The sequence below is a fragment of the Streptomyces sp. NPDC046866 genome (assembly GCF_040704625.1).
Classification (GTDB): Bacteria; Actinomycetota; Actinomycetes; order Streptomycetales; family Streptomycetaceae; genus Streptomyces.
Map to the genome: position 1 here is coordinate 41,287 of NZ_JBEYXN010000031.1, position 17,228 is coordinate 58,514.

Annotated in this window: 13 protein-coding genes; 2 read left to right on the top strand and 11 right to left on the bottom strand. The window is 74.0% G+C overall.

Going from position 1 to position 17,228, the window contains the following annotated elements; genetic code table 11:
- Nucleotides 1-127 precede the first annotated feature (127 nt).
- Together AB0953_RS31445 and AB0953_RS31450 are read right to left on the bottom strand one after the other, a co-directional pair.
- Nucleotides 128-553 carry a hypothetical protein gene (locus tag AB0953_RS31445; protein ID WP_366862978.1) on the bottom strand — a complete coding sequence of 142 codons (426 nt, stop codon included), beginning with the start codon at nt 551-553 and terminating at the stop codon, nt 128-130.
- A gap of 388 nt (nt 554-941) precedes the next feature.
- Nucleotides 942-4,178 carry an amidohydrolase family protein gene (locus tag AB0953_RS31450; protein ID WP_366863000.1) on the bottom strand — a complete coding sequence of 1,079 codons (3,237 nt, stop codon included), beginning with the start codon at nt 4,176-4,178 and terminating at the stop codon, nt 942-944.
- Between the two features lie 236 nt (nt 4,179-4,414).
- Between AB0953_RS31450 and AB0953_RS31455 the strand changes: the two genes are divergently transcribed.
- Nucleotides 4,415-4,822, top strand: a complete 408-nt coding sequence (locus tag AB0953_RS31455; protein ID WP_366862979.1) for an ATP-binding protein — start codon at nt 4,415-4,417, stop codon at nt 4,820-4,822.
- Between the two features lie 24 nt (nt 4,823-4,846).
- Here AB0953_RS31455 and AB0953_RS31460 read toward each other — a convergent pair whose 3' ends face one another.
- From AB0953_RS31460 to AB0953_RS31500, 9 genes are all read right to left on the bottom strand, one after another.
- Nucleotides 4,847-5,122, bottom strand: coding sequence for an isoamylase early set domain-containing protein (locus AB0953_RS31460; protein ID WP_366862980.1), 276 nt, complete (start codon nt 5,120-5,122; stop codon nt 4,847-4,849).
- A gap of 208 nt (nt 5,123-5,330) precedes the next feature.
- On the bottom strand, nt 5,331-5,747 hold the full coding sequence (locus tag AB0953_RS31465) for a CBS domain-containing protein (protein ID WP_366862981.1): 417 nt from the start codon (nt 5,745-5,747) through the stop codon (nt 5,331-5,333).
- A 189-nt stretch (nt 5,748-5,936) separates the two neighbouring features.
- Entirely contained in the window at nt 5,937-6,494 is a 558-nt protein-coding gene (locus AB0953_RS31470; RefSeq protein WP_366862982.1) for a phosphatase PAP2 family protein, read from the bottom strand.
- 87 nt (nt 6,495-6,581) lie between these two features.
- Nucleotides 6,582-7,550: a 2,3-diaminopropionate biosynthesis protein SbnA gene (sbnA, locus tag AB0953_RS31475; RefSeq protein WP_366862983.1), complete on the bottom strand. Its 969-nt coding sequence runs from the start codon at nt 7,548-7,550 to the stop codon at nt 6,582-6,584.
- Between the two features lie 68 nt (nt 7,551-7,618).
- Complete coding sequence (sbnB, locus tag AB0953_RS31480; RefSeq protein WP_366862984.1) at nt 7,619-8,653, bottom strand: 2,3-diaminopropionate biosynthesis protein SbnB; 1,035 nt, start codon at nt 8,651-8,653, stop codon at nt 7,619-7,621.
- On the bottom strand, nt 8,650-9,699 hold the full coding sequence (locus AB0953_RS31485; RefSeq protein ID WP_366862985.1) for a TauD/TfdA family dioxygenase: 1,050 nt from the start codon (nt 9,697-9,699) through the stop codon (nt 8,650-8,652). The genes sbnB and AB0953_RS31485 overlap by 4 nt, the downstream gene beginning before the upstream one ends.
- Complete coding sequence (locus tag AB0953_RS31490) at nt 9,696-12,296, bottom strand: amino acid adenylation domain-containing protein (RefSeq protein WP_366862986.1); 2,601 nt, start codon at nt 12,294-12,296, stop codon at nt 9,696-9,698. Before AB0953_RS31490 ends, AB0953_RS31485 begins: the two co-directional genes overlap by 4 nt.
- A complete protein-coding gene (locus AB0953_RS31495) occupies nt 12,293-14,851 on the bottom strand; it encodes a Pls/PosA family non-ribosomal peptide synthetase (protein ID WP_366862987.1) in 2,559 nt (852 codons plus the stop codon). Before AB0953_RS31495 ends, AB0953_RS31490 begins: the two co-directional genes overlap by 4 nt.
- 197 nt (nt 14,852-15,048) lie before the next feature.
- Nucleotides 15,049-16,113 carry a winged helix-turn-helix domain-containing protein gene (locus AB0953_RS31500; RefSeq protein WP_366862988.1) on the bottom strand — a complete coding sequence of 355 codons (1,065 nt, stop codon included), beginning with the start codon at nt 16,111-16,113 and terminating at the stop codon, nt 15,049-15,051.
- Nucleotides 16,114-16,496: 383 nt separating this feature from the next.
- On the opposite strand from AB0953_RS31500, the gene AB0953_RS31505 reads away from it, so the two are divergent.
- Nucleotides 16,497-17,204 (top strand): sulfite exporter TauE/SafE family protein, encoded by a 708-nt coding sequence (locus tag AB0953_RS31505; protein ID WP_366862989.1) that lies wholly within the window; start codon nt 16,497-16,499, stop codon nt 17,202-17,204.
- Nucleotides 17,205-17,228: the final 24 nt, after the last annotated feature.

A 17,228-nucleotide genomic window follows, 5' to 3' on the forward strand; every position in this document is an offset into this window, starting at 1 on the left:
AACACGCACAGCAACCCGTGTCCGTGCGATCCGAAATTCCGGACCCGATTTTAGTCGCCTCGGCCCGGCCGTAAACGGGCCGAGGCTGCCGACCATTCTGAACGCGTTCAAGAGGATCTGCGCCCGTTCAGGACTGGAAGATCTCGGTGAGTTCGGTGATCACGCCCTTCGTGTCCATGGCCGCATGGAAGAAGCCGCCCGAGCAGGTGTACGGCGTGCCGGGCTGCTTGCCGCTCTTGCACGCCTTGAGCACGTCCCGCAGCGTCGCGACCGGGACCGGGTCGGTCAGTCCCATGCGCTGCGCCTTCTCGTCGTACGTCAGCAGGCGGATGGCGGCGTCGGGCGCCAGGTAGTACGGGCCGAGGGGCGTGTCGGCGTCGAAGTAGCCGTCGTTGTCGACGCCCGGGCCGCACTTCAGCTCCGGCTCGGTGGCACCCAGGACGTGGGCGTCGCCCTGCTTCTGCTGCTCGACGCCGACGATCCGCACGACGATGCGGACCGCCGGCACGAGCAGCGCGTCCTTGTCCGCGCAGAAGTCCGCGGGCGTCCGCACCTTCACCTCGGCCGGCGTGCCGCGGCTCGGGCCGGGCGCGGGCGAAAGGGGAGGCGTGGGCGAAGGGGGAGGCGTGGGCTGGGCGGACGCCGTGGCGGTGGCCGCCTTCTGCGGCGCTTCGGGGGCGGGACCCGAGGCGCGGCCGCCGCCGTTGTCGCTGCCGCATGCCGTGGCGCAGAGGACGGTCAGCGCGGCAAGGGCGACCGCAAGGTGCGATCGCCCGCGCGGGTGCCGACGCCTGCCCGTGCGCGTGTGTGCCTGTGCGTGCCTGTACATGGTCCCCCCCGGCCCCCTGTGTGATCCCGAGGAGACGCTAACACGCCCACTGCGGCGGGGAGTCGGGCCGGAACGGCCCGGGACGCTCCCCCTCTCCTGACCGGGCTGCGCATCACGCGGGGCCCGGGGCGCCCCAGCCGACCGCCTCGCCGCAGCAGGCGTCCCGCAGCAGACCACGGGCGACGCCGCGCCACCCGCCCTCGGGTTCCGGGGCCGCGTCCGCACCGCCGCCCGCGAACGCAGCCAGGAGCCGTGCACGCTCGTGGACCACCCCGCCGCGGACCGCCGCCCTCACCCGGATCAGCTCGGCGAAGTCGGTGAACGGATCCCCGTCGACGACCGTCAGGTCGGCGATCCTGCCCGGCTCGACGGTGCCCAGCCGGTCCTCGACCCCGAACACCCGGGCCGGGATGCGGGTCGCGGTGGCCAGGGCCTCGGCAGGGCTCAGGCCGTACCGGTGCAAGGCCCGCAGCCCCAGGTGCAGATGGAGGCCGACCGGCACGAGCGGGGCGTCGGTGCCCAGCGCGACCAGCCCGCCACCCGCCAGGATCCGCCGGTAGACCGACACCTCGCGCTCCAGGGCGAGCAGTTGCCCGGCGGTCGGCGGTGCGGCCGCCGCGGCCCGTACGGCGGCCACGTCCCACGGCGGCATGAGCGTCCGCACCCGCTCGTCCTCGGCGGCCGCCGGATCCTCGCCGAGCAGCGGCAGCGCCGTGAACGGCGTGGCGATCAGATGGAACCGGCCGCGGGTGTAGAGCTCCAGGGTGTCCTCGTACGTGAACCCCTGGGCGGTGGCGCCGTGCCCGGTCTCGGCGCGCTCGGTGGCCACCAGGTGCGTGGTCAGGTCCTGCCCCGTGGCGATCCCCGCAGCGCACAGGTGGGAGCCGACCCGCACGCCGAGCCGCTCGTGCGCGAACCGGGCGGCCTCCGCCATCAGCCAGCCGGGCGCCCGTACGTACGTCTTGAGGACGTCCCAGTCCAGCTCCGCCGCCCGGGCGAGCGAGCGGGCCACCCCCTCCCGGGTGCGGTGGGCGCGGCTCATCGTGTACGCGACCCTGCTGCCGTCCAGGTGCTCCCCGCAGGTCAGCAGCCGCGGCGCGGCGAGCAGTCCGGCCAGGACGTCCTGCCGCAGACGGGCCTGCTCGTGGGCGGAGCCGCCCAGGGAGACGGTCGTGGTGACCCCGTAGGCGAGGGCGGCCACCCCTTGGCGGGCGCCGTAGGTGTTGCAGTACGGGTGCACGTGCGCGTCCCACAGACCGGGCAGGACGGTGCCCTCCGCCACGTCCACGGTCCGCGCGGCGCGGCGCCGGGTGCCGCCGCCCGCGCGCCGCGGCTCGACGGCCGCGATGCGCCCGCCGCGGATCAGGACGTCCACCTCGGTGCGCGGCGGGGCACCGGTGCCGTCCCAGAACCGTCCGGCGCGCACGAGTGTGTCCACCGGTTCGGGCCGGCGGCGGTCCAGGGCGACCGGTACCGTCCGGGCGGGTCCGTCCGGGGAGCCGTCCGCGGTGAGGCGCAGCAGCCGCAGCCGGGCGCCCGACTGGTAGAGGAGGGTCCGCGCGTCCCCGGCCCAGGAGGGGTGATCGGCCGGCTCGTCGGTGATCCGGCGGGCGGGGCCGCAGGGGGTGCCGTCCGGAGCGACCGGCAGCAGCCACAGCGCCGACTCCGCGACACAGGCCAGGTGCCGGCCGTCCGGTGACCAGACCGGGCCGGAGGCGTACCGGTCGGACAGCGAGACGTGCGGGGCCAGGGCGTACAGCCGGGCCGCGCCGCCGGCGGCGTCGACGACCCGGATCAGGTTGTAGCCCTCGCGGAACCGCTGGTTGAGCCGGTTGCGGTCGCAGAGGACCAGGTGGCGGCCGTCCGGCGACCAACTCGGCATGCCGGGCAGCCCGCCTCCGCCCAGCGGGGCCGCCAGGGACCGCTCGCTGCCGGTGGCGAGGTCCCGGACCAGCAGCCGCCCGGTCAGGTCGAGGGCCGCCAGCCGCGTACCGTCGGGGGAGGGGGTCCCGTACACGCGGCCCCCCGGGGTCAGCGCCTCCTCCGGGCCGCCGGACAGCTCCTTGCGGTACACCGCGTTCAGCCCGTCCCGGTCGTGCGTGTACACCAGGCCCCGGCCGTCGGGGCTCCAGACCGGGCCCTGCACGTACGCGGTGGGCGGGAGCCCGACCAGCCGCCGGGGCGCCCCGCCGGCCACCGGAGCGGTCCACAGGGCGCCGAGCGCGGCGAAGGCCACCGTCCGGCCGTCCGGCGACAGGGAGGGGAGGTGGATCCCCCGGACCGGGCGCCGCTGCCCGGCCTCCAGCTCGTGGTCCTTGACCCGGTAGCGCGGGCGGGGCAGGTCCAGTTCGGCGCGGAAGGCCAGGATCCGGTCCGGCTCGGGGCCGGCGGCGCCGCGGTCGGGGCGGACCACCCGGAACTGCCCGTCCAGGGTGAGCAGGATGCGGTCGTCGCCGAGCCAGCGCGGGGGAGCGGCGGCGAGATCGCCGTCGAGCGGGACGTGCCGGCCGTCCGCCCAGAGGGTCAGCGTCTCCGCCCGGCGCGGGCCGGGCAGGGCGCACAGCCAGGCCGTGCGGCCGGCGGGGGAGACCGCCGGGGCGAGCAGCCGGCCTTCGGGCGCGGTGTACTCGGTGCGGACCGGGCCGCTGCCGTCGGCGGCCACCGAGGCCAGGACGCGCGCCACCAGGCCGTCCCCGGTCACCGTGCCCCGGACGAACAGCACCCGGCGCCCGTCCGCGGACCAGGCGGGGTCGTAGTCCTCCCAGGGCCCGCCCTGGCCCGGACCCTGCTGCCCGGAGAGCCCCGTCAGCTGCCGGGGCACCCCTCCCGAGGCGGACAGGGTCCAGATCCGGTACGGGCTTCCGGCGACCGGGTCACCGCCGCGCTCGGAGCAGAACGCCAGCGTGCGGCCGTCCCGGGACCATGCCGGCGCCCGGTGGTCGAACGGGCCCTCGGTGAGCGGGCGCAGGCCGGAACCGTCCGCTCCGAGCAGCCAGATGTGGAAATTCCCGCTCCGGTAGGCGCTGACCGCCACCTGCCCGCCGTCCGGGGAGAGCACCGGACGGCTCGGCTCCAGGTCGGCCGGGGTGAGGGCGGTGGCGGCGGAGCCGTCCGCGGGCACCGACCAGAGCACGCCCTGGACCTCGGCCACCACCCGCTCCCCGACGGCGGTGGCCGCCCCGTTCGTGGCCGCGGTCAACAGCAGCCGCACGCGGTCCGCGGCCGGCCGCCCGGAACCCCGGCCCCGCACGGGCGGCTCCCCGGCTGCCGCCTCCGCCGGTGCCGGCAGCACGGGCAGCGCGCCCGCCGATGCCGCCGCCCGGAGGACCGTCCTGCGCGCCACTGGCATTGCGGCCACCCGCTCTCGTTCCCGGAGACTCTCCCGACAGGCGCTTCAACGATCAGGACGGTCGCCGGAAACGCCGTCGGACGAGGGCGCGCTCGATCCCCCGGGCCCCCGGTACCCGCACCACCCGGGCAACGTCCCGTGCGGTTCCCGGCTGCATCCGGGCGTACGGGGCATAGCGGGACGGGGTACGGGGCAGGTGCCTTGATGGACCCGGGGTGCAAAGGCGAGGAGGGGCTGTGGGAGACCCGCCGAAACGGCACTGCGAATGCGGCGGCGGCAGCGCCGCGGCGCGGGCCCGTGAGGAGATCCGCCGGTTCGTCCGCGATGCCGTGCACAGCGGACACCCGGTCCCCTCCGGTGTGGCGGACACGGCCCTGTTGGTGGCCAGCGAGCTGGTCACCAACGCCGTCCGGCACGCCGGCGGCTCGTGTTCACTGGACCTGGCCTGGTCGGGGGACGGCATCGACATCGACGTCACCGACCCCAGTCCCGACCCGCCCCGGCTGCGGGCGATGGACCCGACCGGTTCGATGGGCGGCTACGGCTGGCGGCTGGTGCGCCGACTCGCCGGCGAGGTGGACGTCCGCTCCACGCAGGCGGGCGGCAAGACCATCCACGCCCACGTTCCCAAGAGGGCTGCCTGAAGCAGGCGCCGCCCGGCCCGGAGGTCAGGTGCGCAGGTGGCTGTTGGCGCCGTCGTGGTGGTCGGCGGCGGGGTCGTTGAACCAGTAGTCCCCCGCGGCGAGGTAGCGGAAGGCGTGGCTGCTGTTGGCCGACAGGGCGACGGTGGCGGTACGGGTGCCGTCGCCGCGGGGGGTGAGGGGGTGGGCGTAGGGGTCCCAGTGGTTGAAGTCGCCGACCACGCTGACCGGCCCGGCCGGGGTGTCCTCGGGCAGGACGAAGGTGACCTGGGTGCGGCCCTTGAGCTTCTTGCGTTCGAGCACGGACGGACTCCAGCCGATCAGGGGGTGAGCGGAACCCGAGCATCCTCGCGCCCTCCCTGCGGGCCGGACGGCGTACACGCCGCCGGCCCCGGTCCCGTCACCCGACCGGCGGTCGGCGCCCGGTCGGCGGCGACGACCGCGCACTCGCGCCGGCGACCGCCGACACCCACGGCCGGCGCCGGGCCGCGCCGCAGGGGGCCCGGCCGGTTCAGTCCGTGGACAGTGCCTGGAGCAGGTCACCGACCTGGGGGTCGGGCAGCGCGCGCGCCACGTCCGCCTGGGCGACCATGCCGACCAGCCGGTGACCGTCGATGACGGGCAGGCGGCGGACCTTGTGCTCGGCCATGGTGCGCAGGATCTCCCCGGCGTCGTCGTCGGCGCCGATCGTGACCGCTTCGCCCTGGGCGAGCTCCCCGGCTTTCACCGTGGCCGGGTCCTTGCCGACGCCGAGGACCTTCACCACGATGTCGCGGTCGGTGAGCATGCCCTTGAGTTTGTCGTCCGTGCCGCAGATCGGCAGGGCACCCACTCCCAGCTGCGTCATCTTCTTCGCGGCGTCGAGCACCGTCTCCTCGGCGCCGATGCACTCGGCGCCTTCGGTCATGATCTCGCGGGCCGTCGTCATCCGGCAGCACTCCTTCGTCCTCGTACACGGGGGTCGCGCACCCGGGCCGGGGGCGCCGGGGACATGGGTGCCGCAGCGGTGCCCCGGCCTAACGCCGTACGCCGACTCTCCACCCGCACGCCTGAACGGCACCACGGGCTCCGGACGGCAGCCGCCGCCGAACGGCAGCCGCCCGCCCTCCGCGCCTCGTCACCACCGGAAGCGGAGAAGGCGGAGAAGGACCCGGGGCGCCGTGCGGACCAGGGCGGCGGCCGCGCCACCGATCATCGCTCCGGCGGCCACGTCGGAGGGGTAGTGGGCCCCGCTGTGGACCCGCTCGACGGCCACCAGGGCGGTCGGGACCGCGCACGCGGCCCCCGCCCACGGCCACCGGCTCGCGACCGCCGCGGTGAACGCCACCGCGGCGGCCGTGTGCCCGGAGGGGAACGAGGAACTGTCAGGCCGGTCCGCGACCCCTTCGTGCGGGATCCACTCGGCCGGGGGCCGGCGCCGTTCGACCAACGGCTTCGCGAGCCCGTTCGACCACACCTCCGCCGCCGCCATCGCCAGGACGCCGGCCGCTGCGGCCCTGCGGCCCCTCCAGCCTCCCCAGGCCGCCATCGCCAGGGCCGCGGCCCACCACAGCTTCGTGTGCTCGGCCGCCTCCTCGACCGCAGGCAGCAGCCGGCGCGCCACCGGTGCGTCACAGGCCGCGATGCGCCGGGTCAGCCGGTGGTCACGGCTGCGCAGCCCTTCCGGCATCCTCATCTCCCGCCACCTCCACAGCCCGGCGCCTTTCCACTCCCGCCCGGCGCATGCGCCCTGGAGGTCCGTACGTGCACGGGCAGGCGCCGGTCAGCGGCGCTGGTGCGTGGGGGCGGCGGCGTCGCCGTACAGGGCCTGGACCCAGTTGTCCTGGTACACGGTGTCGAGGTAGCGCTCGCCGAGGTCGGGGGCGATCGCGACCGCCGTGACGGAGGGGTCGCCGTGGTGGTCCAGCCAGTGCCTGGCCCCGCTGACCACCGTTCCCGTCGAGCCGCCGAAGAGGAAGCCGCGGTGGGCGAGCTGGCGGCAGCTGCGGATGGTGTCGGCCTCCTCCACGAGGATCGCCTCGTCGACGTACGACTCGTCGAGCAGGGGCGGGTGCACGCCCATGCCCAGGCCGGGGATCAGCCGGCGGCCGGGTGCGCCGCCGAACGTCACCGAGCCGACGCTGTCCACCGCGACGATCCGCACCGGCCTGTGCCAGTGCCTGAAGTACCGGGCGCACCCCATCAGCGTCCCCGTGGTCCCCGCGCCGACGAAGAGGACGTCCAGCTGCGGGAACTGCCGGGCGATGGCGGGCGCCGTGCTGCGGTAGTGCGCACGCCAGTTGGCCGGGTTCGTGTACTGGCTGAGCCAGACCCAGCGGCTGTCGGACGCGCACAGCGTGCGTACGTAGTCCAGCCGTGCGGCCAGGTAACTGCCGTGGGGGCCCGGATCGTTGATGACGTGGACCTGGCTGCCCAGCGCCTCCATCATCAGCCGGGTCGCCAGGTTGCACCGGGAGTCCGTCACGCACAGGAACCTGTAGCGCTTGCTCGCCGCGATCACGCTGAGGGCGACCCCGAGGTTCCCCGAGGAGGACTCGACCAGGGCGGACCGGGGCGTCAGCACACCTTCCTGCTCGGCCGCTTCCACCATCGAGGCCGCGGCCTTCAGCTTGACGGAGCCGGCGAAGTTGAACCCCTCGCACTTGAGGAACAGCCGACAGCCGAGAACGGGCTGCAGGTCGACGTAGAGGTCTTCTTCGTTGAAGGCGTGGGGAGCGGATATGACGGGCACGTCGGCCTCCTCTTGGCCTGTCCTTCGTGTGCGCGGGTGAGTGCGGGAGGGCTGATGGGGGTGCCGTTTCATCCGTAGCGGGTCACCTCGTGGTAGAAGCCGTCGACGATCTGCAGCTCCCCGGCCGCGGCGACCTCGTCGTAGACGTACTTGCCCACGGCCAGGTCCAGGATCCCGAGGCCGAAGGGCGAGAACACCACCGGCCGGCCCGGCGGCACCTGCACGCGGCCGGCCATGACGTCGTCCAGGGTTCCGTGCAGGAACCGGTGGTTTCCGACGAGCTGCTCGGTCAGGTTCGCGGAGGTGCCGGCGCGCAGGCTGTGGTCGACGTCGTCGACGATGTTGGTGGCGGCGAGGAGGACTTCGGGAGCGAGGTCCCGCAGCGATATGTGCAGCACCAGCGGGTGGTGGCCGAACCAGGCCGCATGGTCGACGTGCGGCTCGGCGGCGACCGTGGCGAAGACCACCAGGTCGCTGCAACGGATCAGGTCCTGCGGGCTGTCGTGGACCGCGATGAGCCCGGTGCTGCCCGACTGCTCCAGGTACGTACGGAAGGCGGCCGCGTTGCGCGGCGACAGGTCGTGCACCCCGATCGCCTCGAAATCCCATCCCGTGGCGGTCAGGAACCCGTGGATGTAGCGGGCGATCAGCCCCGCCCCGAAGAACCCGACGCGGGTCGGCCGGCTGCGGCCCCGGCTGAGCCAGTCGGCGGCCAGGACCGCTGAGGCCGCCGTCCTCGTGGCGCTGATGATGGAGCTCTCGAGGCAGGCGAAGGGGTAGCCGGTCAGGGGGTCGTTGAGGATCAGCACCGCCGACGCCCGGGGCAGGCCGGCCTCGGTGTTCTCGGGGAAGCTGGAGATCCACTTCAGCCCGTCGACCCGGTTCGCTCCCCCGAGCGAGGCGGGCAGTGCGATCATGCGCGAGGAGCGGCGGTCCGGGAAGCGGAGGAACAGCGAGGGCGGGTTCACACAGCGGCCCGCGCCGTGGAGCCGGTACGCCTGCTCGACGAGGTCCACGATGTGCTTCTCGTTCCCGTCCAGTGCCCGTTGGACCTGCGCGCCCGAAAGCACGGCGAAGGGCGGCACCCGTCGTTCGGCAGTCATGTGAGGGTCACCTCGATGGTCGGCTCGCAGTCGGCGGCACGCAGCGGGTCGGCCATGGCGACCACGACCCGCCGCGGGCCCTGGAAGGCCTCTCTGGCGTGGGCGGTGCGGAGGTTGTCGACCAGCATCAGGTCGCCCGCCTGCCAGGGGCGGCGCACCGTGTGCGCCTCGTAGACCTCGTTGATCAGCCGCACGGTGTCCCGGTCGAGTGGGGCGCCGTTTCCGTAGTGGGTGTTGAAGGGCAGGCCCTCGGCTCCGTAGGTGTCGACGAGGTACTCACGGATGTCGGGGTCCAGCGTCCATTCGTTGAGGAACGCGATCTGGTTGAACCAGCACCGGCGGCCGCTCTGCGGATGCCGCAGTACGGCGCTGCGCCGCTGCCGGGTGTGCAGCGTGCCGTCCGGGCGCCATGCGTACGCGATGGCGTGGGCCCGGCAGTGGCGCTCGACGGCGTCGCGGTCGTCGGATCCGAACGCTTCGGTCAGGGAGGCACCGATGTCGTTGCCGTACGTGCGGGTGAGGAGCCAGCCCTCCCGCAGGAAGGGCTCGGTGACCTCCGCCGGCAGGGCGTCGAAGACGGCGGCGGCGTCCGCCACGGTGGTGGCCCCGCCCGCGGTGGGCGGCGTGAGGCAGGCGAAGAGGAGCAGAGAGGGGAACTCGGTGGTGTAGCTCAGCTCGTGGTGCATGCACATCGGCTGGTTCGGCGGCCAGCCGGCCGAGGAGTAGACGCCCTCGCCGTACGTCTGGCGCGAGGCGAAGGCCTCCGTCTCCGCCACCGGGGCGGCGCCGAGCTGCCGCAGGGCGCGCCCCACCTCCGCCGGGTCCTCGATGCCGAGGCCGCGGACCAGGACCGCGCCGTGCTCGAGGACCGCGGCCCGCAGGGCGTGGCGCTGCTCCTGCAGCCAGGTGGCGGCGTCGGCCGTGTCCGGCACGTGCAGGAGCGCGAGGACGTCCCCGGCCCCGGCGGCGTCCTGCGCGCCGGTGTCGGGCACCGCGACGGGAGCGGAACCGGAGGGTGGCGGGGGTACGGAGGCTGTGGAGGTCATGGGGCTCTCCTGTCGGGCTCGGCGGTGGAAGGGTGACCGGCCGCTGCCGCCGGTGCGGGGCCCGGCGTCCTGCGCGGCGGAGATCCGTCGACCAGCCGCGCGAGGTCGGCGAGGACCGGGTGTTCGGTGATGTCCTTGAACGTGATCGCCCGGTCGAGGGCGACGGCGACCCTGAGGGCGGTCAACGAGGTGCCGCCCAGGTCGAAGAACCGGTCCTGCCGTCCGATCTGCGTCTCGGGCAGCCCGAGGGCTGCCGCCCACGCTGCGGCGACCCGGCGTTCGGCGGGCGTCGCCGGGGGCTGCGGGCCGTGCCCGTCCGCGTCGGGCGGTGCGTCGACGCGCGGGGCCGACTCGGCGAGCGCGGCCAGCGCCTTGGTGTCGGTCTTTCCGTTGGCGGTCAGGGGCAGGGCAGCGACCCGGTGGAAGACGGACGGGATCATGTACGCGGGCAGCATGCCGCCCAGCGCGTCACGCAGCCCGGACGCCTCCAGCGGCGCTGCGGCGGTGTAGAACGCCGCGAGGTGGCGGCCGTGCGCGGGGTGCCGGACGGCGACCACGGCGGCGTCCCGGATTCCCGGCACCCGCAGCAGGGCGTTGTCGATCTCCGCGATCTCGATGCGGAAGCCGCGGACCTTGACCTGGGTGTCCCGGCGGCCGAGGTACTCGACCTTGCCGTCCGGCAGCCAGCGGCCGTAGTCCCCGCTGCGGTACAGGCGGCTGCCCGGGCGGTGCGGGTCCGGTCCGAAGGCGAGCCGGGTGCGCTCGGGGTCGTTGACGTACCCGCGCCCCACACAGACTCCGGACAGCACGATCTCGCCCGGCGCGCCCAGCGGCACCGGATTGAGGTGCGGGTCCACCACGTACAGGCGGACGTTGTTGACGGGCCGGCCGAGGGGGACGGCCGGGGTGTCGGGGACCCGGTCCATGACCTCGTGGTTGGTGTCGTCCGAGGTCTCGGTGAGGCCGTACGCGTTGACGAGCCTGATCCCGGGTTCGGCCGCGAACCAGCGGGCGACGAGCTGCTTCTGGACCGCCTCCCCCGTGACCGAGAGGCACCGCAGGTCCGGGAGGGCCCGCGCCCTCGGGGTCTGCTCCAGCAGGGAGAGGAGCGTCTCGAGGTACGAGGGCACCACCTGCAGCACCGTGGCCCGGCCGCTGACGACGGTGTCGAGGAAGCGCCCGACGTCCAGGACGTCGTCCTGGGGGACGATCAGGGTCCGGCCCCCGGTGAGCAGTGCCGAGAGCAGCTGCCACAGGGAGATGTCGAAGCACTGGGGTGCCGTCTGGGCCACCGTGTCGGCCTCGCCGATGCCCAGGTCGTCGATCTTGGCGTAGAGGTGGTTGAGGAGCCCGGCGTGCTCGCACATCGCGCCCTTGGGCTCCCCGGTCGATCCGGAGGTGAAGAAGATGTAGGCGAGCGAGTGCGGCGGGATCGGCAGGCCGGGGTCGTACGTCGTGCCGTCGGGATCGGCAGGGGAGCGGCCGGCCGGGGCGTTCGCACCGTCGTGGGCGGCATCGAGGCCGAGGACGCCGATCCCGGGCAGGGCCTCCAGCGCCCCGTCGAGGCCGGAGGTGCTCCCGGGCTCCGCCAGGACGAACCGGCACGCGGCGCGGGTGAGCATGGTGGCGATGCGGTCGGCGGGGAAGTGCGGTTCGACCGGCAGGTACGCCCCGCCGGCCTTGAGGACCGCCAGGACGGCGGCGAGCCAGCCGAGGTTGCGCTCGCTCACCACGGCCACCGCGTCCTCCCGCCGCAGCCCGCCGGCCAGGAGGGCGTGGGCCAGCCGGTTGGCGCGGGCGTTGAGCTCGGCGTAGGTCCACCGCCGGCCGCAGTGGACGGCGGCGATCCGGTCGGGGTGTGCGCGCACCTGCCGCTCGAAGATCTCGTGGACCCGCAGGTCGGGCAGCTCCCGGGCGGGGCCGGCGAGCCCTTCGAGTTGGTGGTGCAGTTCGGCGCTGCCCAGCAGGGTCTGCGGGCCGGGAGCCGCGTCCGGGTCGGCGGCGAGCAGCCGCAGCGCGGTGAGGTGGTAGCCGGCGATCCGGGCGGCGCAGTCCGCGTCGATCAGGTCGGTCCGATAGCGCAGCTCCAGCACGTGCCGGTCGCCCTGCCGGATCAGGGCCACCCGCAGCGGCGTGCCGGGGTCGGCGGGGGCCCCGCCGTACGGGTCGAACACGATCTCGGGCGGGGGCGCGGGGGGCGCAGGGGGCATGGGGGAGGGTCCGGGCGGACGGGCGGGGGCCGGGGCAGCGGCGGCCGCCCGATGGGTGGCCCGTACGAGCTCCCGCCAGGAGGGGGGTTCGGCCGTCAGGGGGCACGGCCGCGCGGTGCCGTCGGCCGCGGCGAGGTGGCCGCCGGTGATCCCTTCTCCGCCGGACAGGGCGTCGAGGACCTTGAAGTGGGCCGCCAGGACCACCTCCGCGAGCGGTGTTCCGTACGCGTCCGCGAGTCGGCGCAGGGTCGTGGTGAGCGGCCCGGGCACCGCGATCCGGTACTCCGCCGTCCCCGGCACCGGGGTCAGGGTCCAGCGGGGGAGCGCGGTGAACCCGCCCGGCGCGTCCTGCGCGGCCCGGATCCCGTTCTGCACCGGCGCGGTCACGGCTCGCCCCTTCGCGGCCCGGGGGCGGTCCCGTGGAGGCGCCGCGCCGGGTTCCCTCCCCAGACCTCCCCCTGCGGGACGGTCGTGCCCTTCATGAGGAACGAGTCGGGCGCCAGGACCGCGCCGTCCCCGACCGTCACCCCGTAGTGCACGAGGGCGCCGACCCCGATCGTGCAGCGGGCGCCGATGGCGGTGCGGTCCGACTTGAAGGCACCGTCCTCCTGCGAGTGGCACTGGACGATGCTCCCCGCGTTGAGGGTGCATTCGTCGCCGATGGCCACCATCGTCCGCTCGGTCAGGTGGCAGCCGTCGTCGAAGACGCGGCGGCCGATGCGGACTCCGAGCAGCCGCCACACCAGCGGCTTGAAGGGGGTGCCGTTGAACAGGCGCAGGTACCCCTCCGACGGGACCTTCCAGAACCGCTCCCGCTCCCAGAACCGCGGGTCGTAGATGGAGCAGAACAACGGAACGGTCGGGTGCCGGGCCGTGACCGCCCGTTCGATGAGGACCAGGTACGCGATGCTGAACACCACGACGCAGAGGTTGCCCGCCGCGACGGCCAGGGGGCCGAACACGCCGTACGCCTCGGCGGCCACGGTGAGGATCAGCGTGAGCACGAAGAAGTGGATCCACCGCACCGCCAGGTACCAGGCCATCGTCACCGCGTTGTGGCGGTTCTTCGCCGGCAGCAGCCGCAGCGTCGCCGCGGCCCCGTGCGGGCGGCCGCCGTCCGGGGGGTCGACCGCCCCGTCCCGGGAGACCGACCGGGGGATCTCGAAGCTCGGCGAGCCCAGCAGACCCACACCCTGCCGGATCTCCCCGTCGACCGGCACCATGACCTTGGTCGCGAGCAGGCAGTTGTCGCCGGTCCTGCCCCGCGAGGGGTACGCGATCCGGTTGCCGAGGAAGTTGCGCGGGCCGATGGAGACCCTGTGCACCCGGAAGGACGTGCTGGAGAAGTCGGCGTTGTTGATCGACAGCCCGTCGGCGACCATCGTGCCGCTCCCGACGGACGCCAGGTACGGGGAGTCGTGCCTGACCTCCGTGCCGAAGTTCGAACCGGTCTGCTCCACGGGGCGCAGGCGGTAGCCGAGGGCGCCCAGGTAGTGCACGATCGCGGAGCTGTCGCCGAACAGCCGCGTCAGGAAGCGCCGGTTGGTCAGCAGCGTGATCGCCCGGTACACGCCGAAGTGGAATCCGTACAAGGGGTAGACCCGGTCGGGGGTGAGGGCCCGGTCGAGCAGGCGCGGCAGCGTGGTGACCGTGAGGAGCGTGAGGGCCAGGCCCCCGAAGAACACCAGCGCCGTGGCCGCCAGGGCCTCGGCGTAGAACGGCCAGTCGGCGATCGCCGCCGGGCCCGGGGCCACGGTGGCGGCGAGCTGGGGGGAGTGGGCCAGCAGGAAGGAGACTGCGGCCGCCGAGAAGGGGAGGTAGACCAGAAGGGCGGCAAGTATCTGCACGACGCCGTGCAGAACCCTCCGCGCGGTACCGCACCGGGCCGGGGCGACCGCCAGGAAGTCCGTGCCGGTGCGCTGCGCCGGGGATCCGTGCCAGTGCTCGCCCGCCGGGATGCCCTGCCCGCTGTGCAGCGCGGAGGCGTGCCCGAGCTGGGCGCCGTCGCCCAGCCAGGTGCCGAGGTCGAGGACGGAGGCCTCACCGACCACCGCGTCCTTGCCCAGGGACACCGGACCGGTCTCGATCAGGCCGTCGTGCGCGCGGTAGCAGGGGAAGTACGCGTCCTTGCGGATCAGGGCCCCGTCGCCGAGGGTGAGCAGGTCGGTGCAGACCGGCACGATCCGCGAGAAGACCGTGACACCGCGGCCGATCTTCGCGCCCAGGGCCCTGAGGTAGAGGACGTACAGCGGTGAGCCGACGAAGACGACGAGCGGGTCGGAGCGGATGAGGGTCCGCACGATCCAGAAGCGGACGTAGGGCAGGCTCCAGACGCGCAGCCTGACGGGCTTCCACCTGCCGACGAGGACCCACTTCGCGACCACCGGGAACACGCACAGGACGGCGAAGGCAGCCGCACCGAAGACGACGGCGCGCAGGTACTGCTCGCCCAGGCCGCTGCCGGCGGCCGCCCAGGCGTAGCCGCGCGTGGCGGCGAGCACCACGAGGCAGGAATACACGAGGAACGCCAGGAGCTGGAGCACGCCGCAGAGGACGTGGTGCGGGGCGCCTCGTGCGGCGGGCCGAGAGGGAGCGGGGGAGGGCAGGGGCGCAGCCTCCCCTGCTGCACCCTCGTTCACCCCTGCAACGGCGGTCACCAGGCTGCTGACCGTGGGGTGCCGGTAGACGTCCTTGATGGACACCGGCGGCAGCCCTCCGTGCTTTCTGACCAGTGCACAGAAGTGGGCCATGACCAGGGAGTCGGCTCCGAGTTCGTCGAAGAAGTGCGCGTGCACCGACACGGGGTGCACATGGGTGACGTCGGCCAGCAACCGGGTGAACGCCTCCTCGACGGCGGTCGACGACCTGGGCGGTCCGGCCGCTTCTCGGTCCGGGGCCTCCTCCGCCGGGGGGCGCACTGCGCTGATCTGCTTTTCCGTCATCACCGACTCTCCCCGAGGTCGCTTCCCCCTCCCTCGCCCTAACTGGTATTCGGAGCAGACCGGCAGAAAGATTGCTCCAACCAGAAAAATGTGATTTTTTGGACAAGAAGAACAAAGAGCAGGCCACGACGCCGGAGTCTGCAGACGAAGCAGGAGGTCCGCGCCCCACCGGTACCGGTACGGGCGCCCGGGACGTTCTACGGTGTCGGCGAGCCGACCCGCGCGGCGGCCTGGAGGGGCGCGGCCTGGAAGTGCCGGCCGTCGAGGAGGGCCCTGCCCAGCGGGGTGAGCGCGTGCATGACCGCACTTCCGTGCCGGGTGGTGGCGACGAGGCCGGCTTGGCGCAGAACGCCCGCCTGCTCGCTGGCGGTGGGCGCGGACGCCGAGATCCGCTCGGCCAGTTGTCCGGTGGTGCACGGCCCCCGGCCGATCGCGTCGAGGGCGTGGGCGCGCGTCCGGCCGAGGAGCGCGGCGAGGGCCTTGTCCAGCCCGTGTTCGGGCGTGGTCAGCAGCGCGGCGGCGTCGGCGACGCTCCGGATGACCGGCACGAACAGTACGGGGGGCGCCTGCTCGTCGAGCTCGTGGGTGTAGGTGGTCGGCCGGGTCCGGCAGAAGACCGAGGGCACCAGGAGCAGCCCCCGACCGCGCAGTTCGACGGTGCCGGTCACCGCGCCCTGACCGACCGACAGAACCGGGGGCCGCCAACGGAATCCGGGCGGCAGCCCGGCGAGCATGGCCTCGGCGCCGTGCTCGGCGAGGGTGCGCGCGTGGCCGGCCTGCTCGGCCTGCAACCGGGACAGGATGCGCGGCCAGTACGGCTCCACGGCCGAGCGGTGGGCGTCCGCGAGGTAGGCCAGCAGCGTGTCACGGTCCTCGCGGTCGTACGCGATGTCTCCCCACGCGGTGCCGGCCCACGGGTCCGTGCAGCGGGTGTACCGCAGCCGGGCGTCCGCTGCTCCGACGAGTTCGCTGTGGAGGTGGTCGGCCCGGGCCGCGCGCAGGGCTTCGAGACCCTCTTCCAGGGTGGCCGCCGCCCCGGTGACGGTGAACAGGTCGAGGTACGCCTCGTGGAACAGCGCGGCGGCCGGGTGCCTCCGCGCGGCCGACGCCGCGTCGACCGTGCGGCGCCAGGTGCCGAACAGGGCCCGTTCCTGCGTCTGCTGCAAGGTCGTCAGGGACAGCAGCGTCTCGCCGAGCGGCCCCCAGGTCGCGGCGACTCGGGTTCTGGCCAGGTCCTCGGGCGTGAACACGATGCGCAGCATGGACGACCTCCGGGCCCTTTCCTGGGGGAGCAGCGCTGACATCGTCCCCGCTGCCCCGCGCCCTCCCAAGAGCCCTTTGCGTCAGGCACTTCGGCCGTGGCCGAAAGGGTTGGGGCCTTCCGCCGGCCGGGGTGCAGGATCGCAGGCGCGGCGTCCGGTGGCTGTGCCCCCACGGGGGTGGGGCACGACCACCGACTCCGCTGCCCCACCCGCGCCGGCCACCCCGTCCGCTGGTCCCGCCCGCAGGCGCCACCATGACGCCTGCCCGGCAGGCCGCCATTACCGTACGATCGTTCGCTCATCTGTCGGGCATGTTCGATCGACCGATCGGATCCGGGTGACGGTGGGAGTCTGCTGTGGTGGGTGCAGGAGCGGCCGAACTCATGCTGGGCGGCACGGTCGTCGTGGCTGCATCGGTGCAGTGGCTCACGGGGATGGGCTTCGCGCTCATCGCGGTCCCCGTGCTCGTGCTGGTGATCGGCCCCGCACAGGGGGTGGTGCTCGCGAACTGCGCAGCCGGAGTCATCAGCACCGTCGGACTCGCCGCGGGTTGGCGACGGGTGCGGATCGGCGCCATGGTGCCCTTGGTCATCGCTGCCGCCTGTACCGTGCCTGTGGGCTCGTGGGCGGCTGCCCGGCTCTCCGAACCGGTACTGCTGGCCGGCATCGGGACTCTGGTGACGCTTGCCGTGGCCCTCGTGATCGGAGGCGCGCGCATACCGGCTCTGACCGGAACGAGGGGCGCCGTGACCGCGGGTGCCGTGGGCGGATTCATGAACTCCGCCGCCGGGGTCGGCGGGCCGCCGTACTCGCTGTACGCCCTCAACGCCAGGTGGCCGATCCACGAGTTCGTGCCCAATGCGCAGTTCTACGGCATCGCGGTGAACGTCTTCTCCGTGGCCGTCAACGGTGTGCCGCGGCTGAGCGGGCCGGGCTGGGCGGTGACCGTGGCCGCCCTGGTGACGGGCGCCCTCATCGGCAGGGCGCTGGCCCCGAGGGTGCGCGATACGGGCGTGCGTCGTCTCGTCTTGACCTTGGCCCTGGCCGGCGGCGTGTCGGTACTGGTCAAAGGCGTGTGGGAAATGGCGTGACCACGCCCTCCGCCGGCGCCACCG

Coding starts and splice junctions, on each gene's coding strand:
- AB0953_RS31450 (WP_366863000.1), bottom strand. CDS start 4,178: ATGCCAGTGGCGCGCAGGACGGTCCTCCGGGCGGCGGCATCGGCGGGC.
- AB0953_RS31465 (WP_366862981.1), bottom strand. CDS start 5,747: ATGACGACGGCCCGCGAGATCATGACCGAAGGCGCCGAGTGCATCGGC.
- AB0953_RS31470 (WP_366862982.1), bottom strand. CDS start 6,494: ATGAGGATGCCGGAAGGGCTGCGCAGCCGTGACCACCGGCTGACCCGG.
- sbnB (WP_366862984.1), bottom strand. CDS start 8,653: ATGACTGCCGAACGACGGGTGCCGCCCTTCGCCGTGCTTTCGGGCGCG.
- AB0953_RS31485 (WP_366862985.1), bottom strand. CDS start 9,699: ATGACCTCCACAGCCTCCGTACCCCCGCCACCCTCCGGTTCCGCTCCC.
- AB0953_RS31495 (WP_366862987.1), bottom strand. CDS start 14,851: ATGACGGAAAAGCAGATCAGCGCAGTGCGCCCCCCGGCGGAGGAGGCC.
- AB0953_RS31500 (WP_366862988.1), bottom strand. CDS start 16,113: ATGCTGCGCATCGTGTTCACGCCCGAGGACCTGGCCAGAACCCGAGTC.
- AB0953_RS31505 (WP_366862989.1), top strand. CDS start 16,497: ATGCTGGGCGGCACGGTCGTCGTGGCTGCATCGGTGCAGTGGCTCACG.